This window comes from Halanaerobium saccharolyticum (assembly GCF_004362045.1).
Classification (GTDB): domain Bacteria; phylum Bacillota; class Halanaerobiia; order Halanaerobiales; family Halanaerobiaceae; genus Halanaerobium; species Halanaerobium saccharolyticum_C.
In genome coordinates this window covers 22,256-38,077 of record NZ_SNWX01000018.1, presented here as the reverse complement: position 1 = coordinate 38,077, position 15,822 = coordinate 22,256, and the positions used below count along the sequence as shown (strand labels likewise).

Below are 15,822 nucleotides of genomic sequence, written 5' to 3'. Positions count from 1 at the left end.
GATATAGTAAAATTAGATAGGAACACTTTAATCTCAAAAAAATATATATTAAAGTGTTAAAGCATTAAATTTTTTTTACAACAAGAAGGGAGAAGATATAAGAATATGTTAAAAAAGAAAAACTCATTAGTTATTTTAACTGCTGTTATTGTTTTTAGTCTTTTAATTAGTGGAATGGCAGCTGCACAGGATACTACTTTCCTCTCAATCGCAACCGGAGGTACCTCAGGTACTTATTATCCAATTGGTGGTGCAATTGCAAAAGTCCTCAACGAGAATGTAGAGAATATCAATGCCTCTGCTCAATCTACTGGAGCTTCTGTAACAAATACTCGTCTAATTTATAATCAACAGGTTGAATTAGCAATTCTTCAGAATGATATTGCCAGCTATGCTGTAAATGGTCAAAATCAATTTGCAGATAGTCAGGTTAATAATATGAGAGGTATTGCTGTTTTATATCCAGAAGTTATTCAGATTATTGTTCGGGATGAGTCTGGAATAGATAGTATTAAAGACCTGAAAGGTAAAAGTGTAGCTGTCGGTGCTCCTGGTAGTGGTGCTGAAGCAAATGCCAGCCAGATTTTAAAACACTTTGGTTTAACTTATGAAGACATTGAAGAAGATTATCTATCCTTTGGAGAAGCAGCAAGTAGACTTAAAAACAGACAGATTGATGCCGCATTTTTAACAGCCGGTATTCCAACTGCAGCTGTGATGGATGTTGCAGCAACTCAGGATATTTCACTGCTTAACTTTAGTGACTCAGATATTGAATCATTAAATGAAGCTTATCCATATCTAACCGGTGTAACTGTTCCAGCAGGAACCTATAATGGTTTAGAAAAGGATGTTCAGACTGTGGCATTAAAAGCTATTCTTGTTGCAGATGCAGCGTTAAGTGAAGATGTTGTTTATAATATTACCAAAGCCATTTTCGAAAACAGAGATACTTTAATTGCAGCTCATGATAGAGCCAAAGATATTAAACTAGAAAGTGCTCTGGATGGAATGACAGTTAAACTTCATCCTGGTGCTCAAAAATATTATGATGAGGTAAAGTAATCAGATTTTAGAATAGGCTTAAATTATAATAAATCAATGATTTAAATTATTGGACTAAATTAATATTAAGCCTCTAAAATCTATCTAGAAGGAGGAAAACCGGGTATTGAAAAATACCCGGCTCTCATTTTTATGAATAAAAATAAAGTATTTAAATTTTTTTTGTTTGGATTATTGCTTTTTATTATAGTATTTTCACTCTTTGTTTTTAAAGTTAATACTCTGCAGCTTATTGATTATAAAGCAGATAAAATCATCTGGGAAGAAAAAGTAAAAGCTGGTGATAATTTTGTGATTAAGTATCAGCACTCAGTTGCCAGAACCCCTGTACTTGAATTCTTTGAAATCAAAGATGGAAAAATATTATTAACAGGAACAGAATATCAGTCTTATGGAGCTGGTCTCCCCACCTCTGCTGAACAGGGAGATTATATAGTAGAAAATGACAGATTTTATATTAAAAATATAGATCAGTTTCTACCAGAAATTATGCTCAGAGTCAGTGATTATGCAGAACATGAATTTATTTTCAACCAGGAGAGTTTCAAACTATACAAAAATTTAAAAACAGGAACTCTACTGCAGATTAAGACTGAAAAAATTAGCTATTTTACATTTATCTTAAGGAGGTTTTAAAATGGCTGAAAAAGAACATTTAAAAGAAGATGAATTATTAAAAAAATATGATCCCAGTGCAGATTACAGACATTATACTGGACTGGCAGCAATCTTAGTTTCTACAATTGCAATAACTTTATCTTTATTTCACCTATATACAGCTGGTTTTGGAATACTGCTGGCCTTAAAACAGCGGGCGGTTCATCTGGGCTTTATTTTCACCCTTATTTTTCTTTTATATCCAGCAGTAAAAGATAAAAAGGAAAGTAAGTTTATACTGGCCCTTGATTTAATTTTAGCTCTAGGAAGTATTGCTATTTCTTCCTATATTATATTTAATTATGTAGAACTTGTTCACAGAGCTGGAATGTACACTCAGGTTGATCAGATGATGGCAATACTGGCAATTATCATTGTTCTGGAGGGAACTCGAAGAGCTTTAGGTCCAGAATTACCTGTCATTGCAATTCTATTTTTAATTTATGCTCATTATGGCCAACAAATGCCTGGAATGCTGGCCCATCGCGGTTATTCCTGGTCCCGAATTGCAAGTCATATGTATTTTACTACTGAAGGTATTTTCGGAATTCCGCTGGGAGTATCAGCAACTTATATTTTCTTATTTTTACTCCTGGGTGCCTTTGCCAAACGAACAGGGCTTGGTGATTTATTTATTGATCTTTCTCTTTCTCTTACAGGAAGGACGACCGGAGGCCCGGCTAAAGCTGCAGTTGTATCAAGTGGTTTAATGGGTTCTATTTCTGGAAGTTCAGTAGCAAATACAGTAACCACTGGATCTTTTACTATTCCTTTAATGAAGAGAGTTGGTTATAATTCTCAATTTGCAGCTGCTGTAGAGGCCGCAGCATCTACAGGTGGACAAATAATGCCGCCAATCATGGGGGCTGCTGCCTTTATCATGGCCGAATTTATTGGAGTACCCTATGTCACAATCGCCAGAGCCGCTATTTTACCAGCAATTTTGTATTACATAACAGTTGGATTAATGGTTCACTTTGAGGCAAAAAAACAGGGCCTCGTGGGAATGACAGAAGATCTGATCCCAAAGTTTTTAACTGTTTTAAAAAATAGAGGTCATATGATAGCTCCTTTGATTATTATTTTCTATTATTTATTCAGAGGTTATACACCTTTAAGGGCTGCTTTTCTTGGTATTTTGGTCTCTTTTGCCTTAAGTTTCTTCAAAAAAGATACCCGGATGAACTTACAGGATCTACTTGATACCTTGAGAGAAGGAGCAATTTCTGCTCTGGGAGTTGCTGCAGCCTGTGCCTCAGTTGGCTTTATAGTTGGAGTCACAACTCTAACCGGCCTTGGACTTAAGTTTACAAGTCTAACTGTCGCTCTTGCTAATGGAAATCTCTTTCTGGCTCTCTTTTTTACTATGGTTGCCTGTACTATTCTGGGAACTGGTTTACCTACAACAGCTACTTATATTGTGCTGGCAACAATGGCTGCTCCTGCTTTAACTCAGCTGGGAGTACCAATTTTAGCAGCCCATCTGTTTGTACTTTATTTTGGTGTGGTAGCTGATCTGACACCGCCAGCAGCATTAGCTGCTTATGCAGGTGCGGGTATTTCGGGCTCCGATCCATTTAAAACTGGACTGACGGCGGTTAAACTTGCAGTTGCCGGTTTTGTGGTTCCTTTTGTCTTTGCCTATTCTCCTTCCCTGCTGTTGATAGATACTACAGTGGTTCAGGTAATTTTAATTACCGGAAGTTCGATTCTGGGAGTATTCTCGCTGGCAGCGGCAGTGTTGGGTTATCTAAACCGAAAGACTACTATTATAGAAAGATTGCTGCTGTTAGGAAGTGCCTATGGTCTCTTAATTCCGGGCTGGGAGTCCGATATCCTGGGGATTTTACTTCTGGGGATCGTCTTATATCTGCAGTTTAAAAATAAGGAAGATTTTAAGCCAAAAACTGCCTAAACCAGTAAATATTAAATTCACACAAAAAAAGCCCTCTGAAGTTAAATTACTTCAAGAGGGTTTTAACTTTATAATTCTAAAATATTATTAATTAATTTCTGCATCATTTCTTCTTCAAATACTTCCAGAGTGTGGCCCGGGGTCAGAACAATCACCTTTCCCTTTTTGTAGTTTTTACACCAGCCGGCTGTGCTCTCTCCAAATTGATCGCTTTCAGCTTTTAAAAAGATTTCAACTTCTGGATCCACATCCATAAAGTACTGTTCATCTGTAATTTCGAAGTCCTTAATTCCCTGAGTCAGCGAATTATCAGCAGCAGCTTTTACTGTTATTTGAGGATGTTCCTCCGGATGTTGAATAAAATGTCCTCCAGCAATTTCTCTAAAAAGTCCATCCTTGGGGTAACTTGCTGTCCCGGAATGAACTAAAAATAATTTTCCACCCTCTGCTAAAAACTGGTCAATTTTCTTTTCGTGATATTGATCAAGCCAGTAAGCCTCATCCTCTGGATCATTTATTTTACCCCAGGTTGCTAAAATCAAAACATCATATTTCATTAAACCTTCCCAGTCTACTTCCTGATGATTACTGTAAATATCAAGCTGATAATTATTTTTAATTATCATTTTCAAAGCCTGTTTTAAATAGTCGGAAGGATGATAATAGTCTCCGACCAGGGCCAGTACCTTTTTCATCTGTCAGCCTCCTTTTCGATTGAACTAACTCTCATTTTTAACTAAAAATCAAAATATTATTCTATAATCAAAATATCAAAATGATTACTGTTGATAGGTACTTAAAAATTTCTTCAGCCGCCCAATAGCAATTTTCAAATCTTCCTCCGGTGGTAAAAAGACCAGTCTGAAGTGATCCGGTTTTGGCCAGTTAAAGCCGCTCCCCGGAACCAAAAGCACCTTCTCCTGAGTTAAAAAATCAAGAATAAAACGTTCATCATTGGTAATATTAAACCTCTCGGTATCGATTTTTGGAAAAAGATACAAACCTGCCTCTGGTTTAACACAGCTAATTCCCGGTATATCTGTCAGCAGCTGATGGGCCAGATCACGCTGTTCTTTAAGCCGACCACCCGGCAGTACCAGATCATCAATACTCTGATATCCCCCCAGAGAAGTCTGAATAGCATATTGAGAAGGTACATTACTGCAGAGCCGCATAGAAGACAGCATATTTAAACCTTCAATATAACTTTCGGCATGATATTTTTGGCCGCTGAGCATCATCCAGCCAGCTCTAAATCCAGGAACTCGATGTGATTTAGAAAGTCCACTAAAGGTAACTACCAGCACATCCTCAGTCAGAGTAGCAATTGAAGTGTGCTCGGCCCCATTATAGGTTATTTTTTCGTAAATCTCATCACTGTAGATTATCAGCTCATTTTCTTTGGCAATCTCAATAATTCCTTCTAAAATTTCCTCCGGATAATTAGCTCCAGTTGGATTATTTGGATTAATAACCACAATTGCCCTGGTGTTCTCATTAACTTTAGCTCTAATATCATCCAGATCAGGGTACCATTTTGACTGTTCATCACAGATATAGTGTACAGCCTTACCACCGGCAAGATTAACCGAAGCTGTCCAGAGAGGATAATCAGGTGTTGGAATTAAAACCTCATCTCCATTATCCAGCAGCCCCTGCATAGCCATTGTAATTAATTCACTAACCCCATTCCCGATATAAATATCATCAATCTCCACATCCATAATTCCTTTTTTCTGATAATACTGCATCACTGCTTTTCGGGCAGGAAAAATCCCTTTCGATTCACAGTATCCCTGCGAATTTTTCAAATTATACATCACATCATGGATAATCTCATCCGGGGCATTAAAACCAAAAGGAGCTGTGTTTCCAATATTCAACTTATAAATATTATAGCCCTCTTCTTCTAATCGAGTAGCCTCATCCAGCACTGGTCCTCGAATGTCATAACAAACTTTTTGCAACTTAAGTGATTTTTTAATATAATCCATATTTAAGCCTCCATTTTACTTAATACTCGCTGCTCACTGGTAACTCTTTTCAGTCATAATAAATCTTTTTTCTTTTATTATTATACATTATTTTATCCGCTTTTTTAAATACCTGATCAAGATTCTGCTCTTTTTTTGTTTTAACAGCAAATCCAAGGGACAACTTGAGCGGTTCTACCAGCTCCTGCTGCTGATTATATTTCCTCAAATTAGTTTTAATCCGCTGATAGATCTTATCAGCAGCCTCAAAACCTGTTTCCGGCAGAATAATTGCAAACTCATCTCCACCAATTCTGGCAGCTATATCTTCATCCCGGCCTGACTCTTTTAAAACTTCTGCTGTCCCCTTAATGTACTGATCTCCCATCTTATGACCATAATTATCATTAATAAGTTTCAATTTGTCCATATCAGCCACCATCAGAGTAATCGGGATTCGGCGTGAAGTAGATAGTCTGCCAAGTTCATTCTCAAAATATCTTCTGTTATATAATCCTGTCATTTCATCATGGAAGGATAAATACTCGACTTCATTCAGCAATTCTTTTAGCTCAGCATTGGTTTTTTCGAGCTTTCTCTGGGTCTCATTAAGTTTTAAATGAGTATTAACCCTCGCCAGAACAACTTCTTTTTGAAAAGGTTTAACTATATAATCAACTGCTCCCGCCTTAAAACCCTTAACAATATCCTCACTTTTATCCAGACCGCTGATAAAAATAATTGGAATACCTTTAGTTTCCGGATCAGCCTTTAAACGGCGGCAGACTTCAAAACCATCAATTTCGGGCATCATGATATCGAGCAGTATCAGGTCAGGTTTTTTCATATTCACAAATTCTAAAGCCATTATTCCACTTCTGGCTAAAGCAATCCTGTATGACTTTTCTTTTAATATATCACTTAAGACCTGAATATTCAATTTGCTGTCATCAACTATTAAAATAGTTTTATCACTGTTCATTATACTATCTCCTCTTCCAGCACTACTGCTTTACCCTATCCTGGTTCTGAATAAATTACTGTATCTCCTATTTTAATTTAAGAATTTAAAAAATCTACAGCTGCCTGAGCCATTACAGCAACACCATCTTTTAAAACCGAATCATTAAACTTAAAATCAGACTGATGATGATTTATTATCTCACCCTCCGGAGCAATTCCCAGGTAATAAAAAGCTGCTGGAACTTCTCTGCCGAAATAGGAAAAATCTTCTCCTCCCATTTCCGCCTTTTCTTTTTCTCGAACCCTGCTTTTACCCAGTATTTTTTTCGCTGCTCCGGCTACAATTTCTGTCATCTCAGAATCATTAACTACCGGGGGATAACCAAAAATATAATTAAATTCGTAATCTGCATCATAAATATCACAGATATTTTTAATTACCTTTTCTATATTTTCTGCCAGCTGCTGCCGGATATCACTTTTTAAAGAGCGAACTGTGGCCTTCAGTACTGCCTGATCAGGAATTACATTATGGGTGCTGCCTGCTTCAAAATTGCAGACAGAAATAACTGCCGACTCCAGGGGATCAATCCGCCGGCTGACAATTGTCTGCAGAGCAGAAATAATTTCAGCGCCGATTGGAATTGGATCAATAGTATTCTGCGGTCGAGCTGCATGACCACCTCTCCCAATTATTTTTAAATCAAAACGGTCAGGTGAGGCCATAAAGGGACCACTTTTATACTCTACAACTCCCTCAGGACTGCTTCCCCAGAGATGCAGACCGACTGCTGCATCCACATCTGGATTTTTGAGTACTCCCTCTTTGATCATTCCTTCAGCCCCACCTGAAGTCTCCTCCCCCGGTTGAAAAAGAAATTTTAGATTACCATTAAAATCGGCAGCAATTTCTTTGAGTACAACTGCAGTTCCAATTAAAATCGCAGTATGTCCATCATGGCCGCAGGCATGCATAATTCCTTCCTTTTTTGATTTAAACTTAAGCTCATTTTTTTCTTCTACCGGCAGGGCATCCATATCAGCCCTGATTAAAAGAGTTTTTGCTGCAGAATCACTGCTGTTTTTAAAAGTAGCGGTGACTCCAGTCCCAAAGATATTTTCTCTTACTTCAAATCCTAATTTTTTCATTTCTGCAGCTGCCAGAGCTGCCGTTTTATTTTCGGAAAAAGACAGCTCCGGATTTTGATGAATCTGATGTCTGATTTTAATAACAAATTCCTCAACTGCTGCTGCTTTTTCTTTTATTTTCTGACTGAGATCAGGTTGCTTCAACTTACTTCACCTCTTATTTAACTTCAAAATTTTTGATAAGTGACTGTAAATGTTTGGCCATGTTTTCCAGTTCATCTGCAGAAGCTGATATTTCTTCTACTGTAGCACTCTGTTCTTCCGCTAGAGCAGAAACTTCCTCTGCACTGGCAGAATTATTTTCTATTGCACTCCCTACAGAATCCACAGCATTATTGATTGTATCAATAATATCGTCAAGATGGTCTGCAAATTGATGCATTTCTTTTACTTTTTTATTTGTTTTTTCGGAAGCAGTAACCATTTGATCCAGGGAATCACCAGCTTCGGTAATAATCCGGATCTGCTTATTAACCTCTTCAATATTGGTATCCATCGAATTAACAGTTGCTGTAGTTTCTGACTGGATATCCTCAATTAAAGAACTAATCTGAGTTGTTACCTCAGAAGATTCTTCGGCCAGCTCTCTAACTTCTTCGGCTACCACAGAAAATCCTCTTCCTTTTTCTCCAGCCCGGGCTGCCTCAATTGCTGCATTTAAAGCCAGCAGATTGGTCTGAGAAGAAATACCTTCTATCATTGCTACCATTTGACCAATTTCCTGAGAACGCTTACCCAGTTTTTCAATAGCCTCAGTCGCAAAGTTTACAGTCTCACTGACCACATCCAGCTGACTGATTGCCTGGCGGATAGCTTTTTGACCCATTTCTGCAGATTCTGCAGACTCATCTGCCATCTTTAAACTTTCTTCGGTGTTGGCTTTTAAAGTTTTACCTTCCTGATTAAGCTGATTGGCTACATTCTTAACCTCAGCTATTTCATTTCCAATCTCTGAGCTGCTCTCTGCAACTTCAGTAATACTGCGGGCAATCTCTTCAGAACCGCGACCTGTATCTTCTGAGACCACATTTAAATCTTTAACTGCTGTTACAACAGCATCTGCATTATCATCAATATTATTAACCAGATTACGTAAGGTATCAATCATCTTATTAAAAGCATTTACCAGTGTTCCCAACTCATCGGTTTTCTTTGACTGCACTTTATTCCTTAAGTCACCTGCTGCTACTTTATCAGCCTGCTCAACCAGCTTATTAATTGGACCAACTGTAGTCCTGGTCAAGATCCAGGCAATTAAGGCTGATAATAAGAGGGTGATTATGCTCGCTGAATAGAAAATGGTATCTGATAATTCCATCATTTCTTCTTTTGCAGCTTTCAGCTCCTCAATTTCAGTTTCTGCTAAATGGATCATTTCTCCCAGATTTTCTCGCACCAGATTTAAATTTGGTTTAATCTCTTCCTTAAAGACCCGCCTCGCTTCTTCCTGCTGACCACTGGTAAAAAGTGCTACAACTTCCTGACCATATTTATGCAGCTCAGTATGGGGTTCCTCCAGTGCCTGATAGGGTTCTTCTAAATATTCTGGTGGAGTAATATTATAATACCACTGGCCTAAATTACATTCGGTATGATCACCCAGCTCAGGTACTGAACCCCCAACCATCATCTCATAAAGACTGATCATCCAGAGATGATGATCAATCTCCAGCTGAGCAAGTTCCAATTGAAAATCCTGCATCTCCATTATCTCTTCTTCCATCTCAATTACCTGATGTGAATAATAATATTCAACATAGCTTGCTGCAGCAAATAAAATAATAATGACTAAAAAAGACAGAACAAATTTTGCAAACATAGATCCCTTAATTTTTTTAAACAATATTTTCCCCCCGTTTGATAATCCAGTTGCGTCAAATTTAATTGTTTTATAAATTTTTTTCCACTATAATTTAAAAACTGCTGTTATTTTATTTCCAGCAGAATTAAACTTTATTTGATCTGAAACCTGATTAATCATTTTTAGACCTCTACCCTTTTCTTCAAATTTGGGCATCGTTTCTAAATCACAATTTTTCCAGTCAAATCCAGGCCCCGGATCTTTTACCTTGAGCACCACTTTTTCTCTACTCACCTTAAGCTCAAGCTTAATCTTTAAAACTTCTAGATCCCTGCTATCATCAGCGGCCAGAGTACATCCATGTTCAATTGCATTTGCCAGCATTTCGCGAGCAGCAATTTCCAGACTAAACTCTATTTCCTCAGCCGCAACAGCTGAATTATTGAGCACGGAAAATATTTTTTCTAAAATCGAAGAGATTTCCTCCGCTCTACAGCCCATTTCAAAACTTTTTTCCACTATTGAACTCTGCATTTAATGCACCTCAGCCCTGATAGTTTATAAATTAAACCTGATCTTCCTGCATCGCCTCTTCGACTCCAGCATAAACCGGAATAATTTCTCTCAATTTAGTGACATCAAAAACTCTCTTTATTTTTTCATTTGCTTCTGCTACAGCCAGGGCTCCATTTCTGTTACGCATAAACTTAAACAGAGATAAAATAACTCCCACTCCAGAACTATCGAGATAAGGAACACTGCCAAGATCAATAACCAGACTGTTGACTTTTTCATTTTTAGAAAGCATCTGTTTTGCTTCTTCTTTTAACTGATTTGAATTATCAAAAATAACTTCTCCCTCAAACTTCAAAACAGCTTTATTGTTTTCTACCAGCATTTTTAATGAGTCTTTTAACAATTTAAACACCCCAATTTATATTTTGTTTTTATTAGTCCAGGCAAATTGACTGCTTTAAGTATTAAAAACTTAACCTTAAATTATTAATTTAAGTTTCCTCTTTAACTAACATTAAATACATCCTGCTATTGGAAGCAGTATGGCTAAAATAAATTTCCTGATCATTAAATAAAATCTCCGCTTCCCCATTTTGAGATCTATTTAGATCTTTTTCCGCAATTGAAATTAAATCCGGATAAGAATTCAAAATTGAGTCCCAGCCGTTTTTATCATTTAAGTGTTCCAGACTGAACATTAAAAGCTGCTGATTATTGAGAGCTTTAATCTTGAGTTCAAGCTCTGAATTTTCCAATAGATTAGTTATAATCTCTTTTAATGTCTGAAAATGTAAGTGATCAGACCACAAATTCTGATTTAAAAACTCTTTAATTTCAGCTGCCTCTAAATTAATATTTTCCTGGTCCAGAATACAATTAATAATCTCTCCGGCAGGCCTTTCCATTAACAAAAATGTAAGATCATCTTTTCCGGGATTATCATTTGTAAACTTATAAAAATCACTGCGGATTAAATCTTTTAAAAATGGTGCTGGCAAAAATTTATACTTTTTTAAGAGCCCCTGCAGCTGCTGAAAATACTGCTGATCACCATTACTCTGTTCCAGCAGACCATCTGTAGAAAGAATTAAGGTATTATTTTTTTCAAAATTAACAGTCTGTTCCCGGCGGCTATCTTTGAGAGCACCCAGGGCTGCAGAAATAGGAAGGCCCCCAATATTTATTTCCTCAATCCGATCCTCCTGATCCAGTTTATAGATTGGATATTGAAAACCACCACTGCTGTAATTTAAGGTGCTTTTTTTAGTATCAAGAACAGCAATAAATAAACAGACCAGATAATCATCCGGAAAACCTTCATTTTGATAACGCTGATCAATATAATTCATCAATTTGCTGGTTGATATTTTCTCCCCCGGACTGTGCCGCAGTTTAAAATAATTTTCAATACTGTCATTGACAAAAATTGATAAAAGTGTACTGTCAATTCCATGACCGGAAACATCGAAAAAATAAAGTAAATATTGATCAAAAAAAGAATCCAGAGCTCCATGATCTATTTTGAAAAAATTATAATAATCTCCACCAATATATTCAGCCGGTTGATAGTAATCACTGATAAAATAATCATCTGGTTCAGCCAGTTTATCAGGCAGCATTCGCCGATGAATGTTTCTGGCCTTTTTTAGTTTTGATTTAATATCAGCTTCCAGTTCATTTATTTTATTTTGCTGTTCTTTTAACTTTAAGTTCTTAATTTCTCCCCGGGACTCCAGTTTTCGAAAGTCTTTTTTAGAAATCATAATTTTAACTGCCAGTACTATAATTAAAGCTGTCATTAAAAATAGAAGCAGCAGCATTAATGATAAATTCATAAGGTTCATCCTTCTGGAATCATTATATTTTAAAAATTAGGTTCTAATAACCTTAAGTATATAATTTTAAGCTCCAAAAATCAATCTTTAGCCGAAATTGACTAAATTAAGACTCAATTTCTATCACCTTATTTAAATGAATCATCTCAAACATATTTTTTATATAATCACTTTTTACATTTCTAATAATTAAAGTTCCATCTTTTTCTTTTAACTTTTTCTGAAAGAGCAGTAGTTTACCCAGGCCTGAACTATCAATACTCTCAACCTCAGAAAAATCTAATATAACCTGCTTATAATCCTGTTCAAATACCTGCAGCAGTTCCTCTTTTAATTGCTGAGAGTTCGAAAAATCTATCTCCCCTTCAGGACTAATTACAACCTCATTGCTGTCAATCACAGTTATTTTACTTTCCATTTTTTTATCCCCCATATTTTTAATTCATATTTAGTCTGTCTCAAAATACTAGCCCCCAATAAATAATTTAATTATCCTTTAAATGATCTTTTAAAGCTTCATACCGTGAACGCAGGAGTTTCTCATGTCCTATTTCATCTTTAATCAGCTGTTCAAAAAGAGCTTTTGCCTTTTCATCAGCGGTCTGCTCTTTTAAATTCTGATATTTTTTTTGAGCTGCAATCTCATCATCTATAGCTTCTAATATTCCTTCTAACACTGGATCCATTTATACCACTCCTTATTTAGTTCTACTATTTAATATTTTACATAACTGTTATAATACCTGTTTTTTCGACAAAAAACCCTAAATTAAACCAATAACAATTAACTGTGTTTAAGTTTAAATTTAGTGGATCATTAAATATTTGCTTTTAACCCGGTAAGTTCATAAATAAAGTGATTTTTAAAATTAAAAATAACTGTAGATCTGCTGCCAGAGTAAGAGCAGAGTCATAAAAATTGGAATCCATAACAACTGTATTGTAAAGTCCTGATAAACAAAATCATGCACCCTTTTAGAAGCATTAAAAATTGCATTATAAAAAAATGTTTCAAATATTTTCTCAGTATCAAATTTAACACTTTTGCGGCTTAAGCCATATAAAAAGTTTAAAAATAGCTGCAGGTAATTTTCCAGCGAAAGATCTCCTCTCGCTTCAACCTTAAAGCCGCTGTGATTGTAAAATAAATAAGCTGAAATCCCCAGATAAATCAGAGTATCCCGCAGCCCAGTTAAAAGGTGAAAATCCTTTTCCACCAGACTGGATAAAACTTCTCCCGGCATCTCCGGCCAGAAACCAACAATAATAATCCCCAGCATTCCTATCAGGAGCGCCAGAACATCCTGAGTATAAATTTGATAGTGATTAAAACCCTGTTTTAAATCAGCAAAAAAAGTGCTGTAGTCCTGGTCCTTAATAAAAATCCAGTAGAGAACTCTGCCTGCATAGAGAAAACTTAAAAGTCCCAGCAGAAAGAAAACTGCCGCTGTCAGCAAACCAGGAGTTTGAGCAGATTTAATTAAATATTTACTATTATACCCGGCTGTAAAAACTACAGCTGCCAGAGAAGCAAAGCTCAAAATTGTAGCCGCTGAGGTGAGTGGTCGGCGGCTGACAGCATCCTTAAAATCATAAATAATCCTGGTGCCATATTCCTTCTGCCAGATACCACTGCTGATAAAAAGCGTAGTTTTGGCAAATCCATGGGCAATTATATGCAGTACCGCTCCATAAAAAGCATATTGACCACCGGTACCAATTGCCAGAGCAATAAAACCCAGCTGACTGACTGTGGAATAAGCCAGCATAATTTTTAAATCAGCAGAACGCAGAGCCTGCCAGCCGGCATAAACTATCATTGCCAGACCCAGCAGGAAGAGAAAGGTATTTCCAGTTTCCATCGGAATAATTTTCAGCAAAAATATGTATCCCAGTTTAACAACCCAGCCGGATAAAATTGCACTAACCGGGGCCGGAGCCTCTGAGTGAATCGGAGGCAGCCAGAAATGAAATAAAAAGAGACCACTTTTCATTCCGATACCCATAATTAATAAAAACTGCAGTGGAACAGAATCAATTACTCCAATCTCTGTATAACCAAAGGCATTGGCCGCCAGGGCACCAAAAAGCAAAATACTGCTGCCGCTGAACTGAATTACAAAATACTGGCGAACCAGCTTCCAGTCACTCCAGGCCAGCATAAAGGTGGTGGCCAGAGTTACCATCTCCCAGGCAAAAAGGAAGAAAAACCAGTCCCTAGTTAAAACTACAACCAGTGTACTTAAGAGATAAACTACAGTCAGGGCATAATACCAGAACTTATTTTCTCTAATATAATTCCAGGCCGCCAGAGCTGTCATCAGGGTCAAGATTACTCCTACTGCAGCCAGCAGCGGAAAAAAACTATCAAATTGAAAACTTGCCAAAAACTGCTGCCAGATAACAGCCATAGTTTAACCTCCCAGCACTAATTCTATGTATTTTTCTACATCCATGACGCTTTTGATTGACATTCTAAGTGGTAGATCAAAAAATCTAAAGCCAAGACCAAAACCTACAATAATTGCTGTATAGGCATACGTAATAAAACTTACTATTTTCTCTCTGTATAAAACTGATAAAAGTGGTCTGCTGAAAATCTCCTCTTTTAAATCAGCTTCAGTTAATTTAACCTCTTCAAAGCCCTTGGCTATGTAGCGCAAATAATAAATAACCGCTGTCAGACTGCCAAAAATAACTATAAATGCTCCAAAATAGCTGCCTGACTCTAAAAAAGCCATTAATACATACCATTTACTGGCAAAACCGAGCAGAGGCGGCATTCCAATCATACTTAATAAAAGTAAGATAAAAGCAATAAATACTGACCTGTTTCTAATTCCCACTCCTTTAAAGTCACGATAAGCATGTGAACGGGTATACTGCAGCAGATAACCACAGGCTACAAAAAGTCCAGCCTTCATAAACATGTGGCTGATAATGTGCAGCAGGCCTCCATAAAAACCGGCATCAGTATTCAGCATAATTACAGCCAGAATCATTCCGATATGTCCAATACTCGAATAACCTAATAATCGTTTAATATTATTAGACTGCAGAGCAAATAGATGGCCCAGAAAGGAGGAAACCAGGGCCAGATTAAGAAGCAGTATATCTAAATTTAAAGATACCAGTGTCTCAAAACCAATTACAGTCCAGAAGATCCTGATAAAAATATAGAGATAAACCTTTGATAACACTCCTGATAAAACAGCGGTAACCGGTGATGGTGCGGTATCATAACTTTTAGGCAGCCAGAACAGAAAAGGGAAAATACCCATTTTGATTAAAATTGCTGTCAGAAAAATAGCTGAAATAAAAAGTTGAATCCCACTTTTCAGGGAAGCAAAATTCCGGGAAATATCTGCCATATTTAAAGTTCCCAGATTGAAATAAATCAGAAGTACTCCCAGAAAAAAAAGTAAACCTGCCAGGACATTATAAATCAAATATTTAATTGCGGCCGCACTTGCTTCCTGACTTCTTTTAAAACCAATCAGAGCCCCGGAGGTTATAGTCAGCATTTCGATAAAAACATAAATATTGAAAATATCTGCAGTTAAAACAACCCCCATCGAAGCAGCTGTTATTAAAAAGTAAAGCACATAATATTTCCCCTCATGATGTCCAATATAACCAATAGAATAAATAACTATCAGAAAAAGACTCAAAGCCGTAATTACAGCAAATAATAGACTGAGACCATCCATTGCCAGAGAAATGCCAATTGGCGGCTGCCAGCCCCCGAGATAATACTGCAGGAAAAAATCTCCCTTTTTAAGGCTCTGAAAATTATTTATGATAATACTTATAATTAAATATGATTCCAGTAAAATTCCAAGCAGTACAAAAAAGCGCCTTAATTTAGCATTAATTAAATCAATAAAAGGAATCAAAAAGGCTGTAGCCAGAGGAACTAAAATCAAAAATAAAATTTTAATATCCATT

At 36.7% G+C, this 15,822-nt stretch carries 15 protein-coding genes; 3 read left to right on the top strand and 12 right to left on the bottom strand.

What is annotated here, in order from left to right; translation table 11 throughout:
- Window positions 1-105: 105 nt before the first annotated feature.
- From DFR79_RS10740 to DFR79_RS10730, 3 genes are all read left to right on the top strand, one after another.
- Window positions 106-1,065, top strand: coding sequence for a TAXI family TRAP transporter solute-binding subunit (locus tag DFR79_RS10740; protein WP_133515494.1), 960 nt, complete (start codon window positions 106-108; stop codon window positions 1,063-1,065).
- A gap of 132 nt (window positions 1,066-1,197) precedes the next feature.
- On the top strand, window positions 1,198-1,701 hold the full coding sequence (locus DFR79_RS10735) for a DUF1850 domain-containing protein (RefSeq protein ID WP_133515493.1): 504 nt from the start codon (window positions 1,198-1,200) through the stop codon (window positions 1,699-1,701).
- Between the two features lies 1 nt (window position 1,702).
- The gene (locus DFR79_RS10730; protein ID WP_133515492.1) at window positions 1,703-3,637 is read left to right on the top strand and encodes a TRAP transporter permease; all 1,935 of its coding nucleotides are present in this window, start codon (window positions 1,703-1,705) and stop codon (window positions 3,635-3,637) included.
- 68 nt (window positions 3,638-3,705) lie between these two features.
- Here DFR79_RS10730 and DFR79_RS10725 read toward each other — a convergent pair whose 3' ends face one another.
- From DFR79_RS10725 to DFR79_RS10670, 12 genes are all read right to left on the bottom strand, one after another.
- Window positions 3,706-4,332, bottom strand: coding sequence for a ThuA domain-containing protein (locus tag DFR79_RS10725; protein ID WP_133515491.1), 627 nt, complete (start codon window positions 4,330-4,332; stop codon window positions 3,706-3,708).
- A gap of 84 nt (window positions 4,333-4,416) precedes the next feature.
- Complete coding sequence (locus DFR79_RS10720) at window positions 4,417-5,631, bottom strand: pyridoxal phosphate-dependent aminotransferase (protein ID WP_133515490.1); 1,215 nt, start codon at window positions 5,629-5,631, stop codon at window positions 4,417-4,419.
- A gap of 49 nt (window positions 5,632-5,680) precedes the next feature.
- Window positions 5,681-6,592 (bottom strand): diguanylate cyclase domain-containing protein, encoded by a 912-nt coding sequence (locus tag DFR79_RS10715; RefSeq protein ID WP_133515489.1) that lies wholly within the window; start codon window positions 6,590-6,592, stop codon window positions 5,681-5,683.
- 77 nt (window positions 6,593-6,669) lie between these two features.
- Window positions 6,670-7,866 (bottom strand): M20 metallopeptidase family protein, encoded by a 1,197-nt coding sequence (locus tag DFR79_RS10710; protein WP_133515488.1) that lies wholly within the window; start codon window positions 7,864-7,866, stop codon window positions 6,670-6,672.
- A gap of 13 nt (window positions 7,867-7,879) precedes the next feature.
- Window positions 7,880-9,565, bottom strand: a complete 1,686-nt coding sequence (locus tag DFR79_RS10705; RefSeq protein ID WP_133515487.1) for a methyl-accepting chemotaxis protein — start codon at window positions 9,563-9,565, stop codon at window positions 7,880-7,882.
- A gap of 63 nt (window positions 9,566-9,628) precedes the next feature.
- Window positions 9,629-10,057: an ATP-binding protein gene (locus DFR79_RS10700; protein ID WP_133515486.1), complete on the bottom strand. Its 429-nt coding sequence runs from the start codon at window positions 10,055-10,057 to the stop codon at window positions 9,629-9,631.
- Window positions 10,058-10,088: 31 nt separating this feature from the next.
- Complete coding sequence (locus tag DFR79_RS10695; protein ID WP_133515485.1) at window positions 10,089-10,442, bottom strand: STAS domain-containing protein; 354 nt, start codon at window positions 10,440-10,442, stop codon at window positions 10,089-10,091.
- An 88-nt stretch (window positions 10,443-10,530) separates the two neighbouring features.
- Window positions 10,531-11,874 carry a PP2C family protein-serine/threonine phosphatase gene (locus tag DFR79_RS10690; RefSeq protein WP_166638034.1) on the bottom strand — a complete coding sequence of 448 codons (1,344 nt, stop codon included), beginning with the start codon at window positions 11,872-11,874 and terminating at the stop codon, window positions 10,531-10,533.
- Between the two features lie 106 nt (window positions 11,875-11,980).
- On the bottom strand, window positions 11,981-12,292 hold the full coding sequence (locus DFR79_RS10685) for an STAS domain-containing protein (protein WP_133515483.1): 312 nt from the start codon (window positions 12,290-12,292) through the stop codon (window positions 11,981-11,983).
- A gap of 67 nt (window positions 12,293-12,359) precedes the next feature.
- On the bottom strand, window positions 12,360-12,560 hold the full coding sequence (locus DFR79_RS10680; protein ID WP_133515482.1) for a ferritin family protein: 201 nt from the start codon (window positions 12,558-12,560) through the stop codon (window positions 12,360-12,362).
- 183 nt (window positions 12,561-12,743) lie between these two features.
- Window positions 12,744-14,285 (bottom strand): complex I subunit 5 family protein, encoded by a 1,542-nt coding sequence (locus DFR79_RS10675; protein ID WP_133515481.1) that lies wholly within the window; start codon window positions 14,283-14,285, stop codon window positions 12,744-12,746.
- A gap of 3 nt (window positions 14,286-14,288) precedes the next feature.
- The gene (locus tag DFR79_RS10670) at window positions 14,289-15,821 is read right to left on the bottom strand and encodes a complex I subunit 5 family protein (protein ID WP_133515480.1); all 1,533 of its coding nucleotides are present in this window, start codon (window positions 15,819-15,821) and stop codon (window positions 14,289-14,291) included.
- Window position 15,822: the final 1 nt, after the last annotated feature.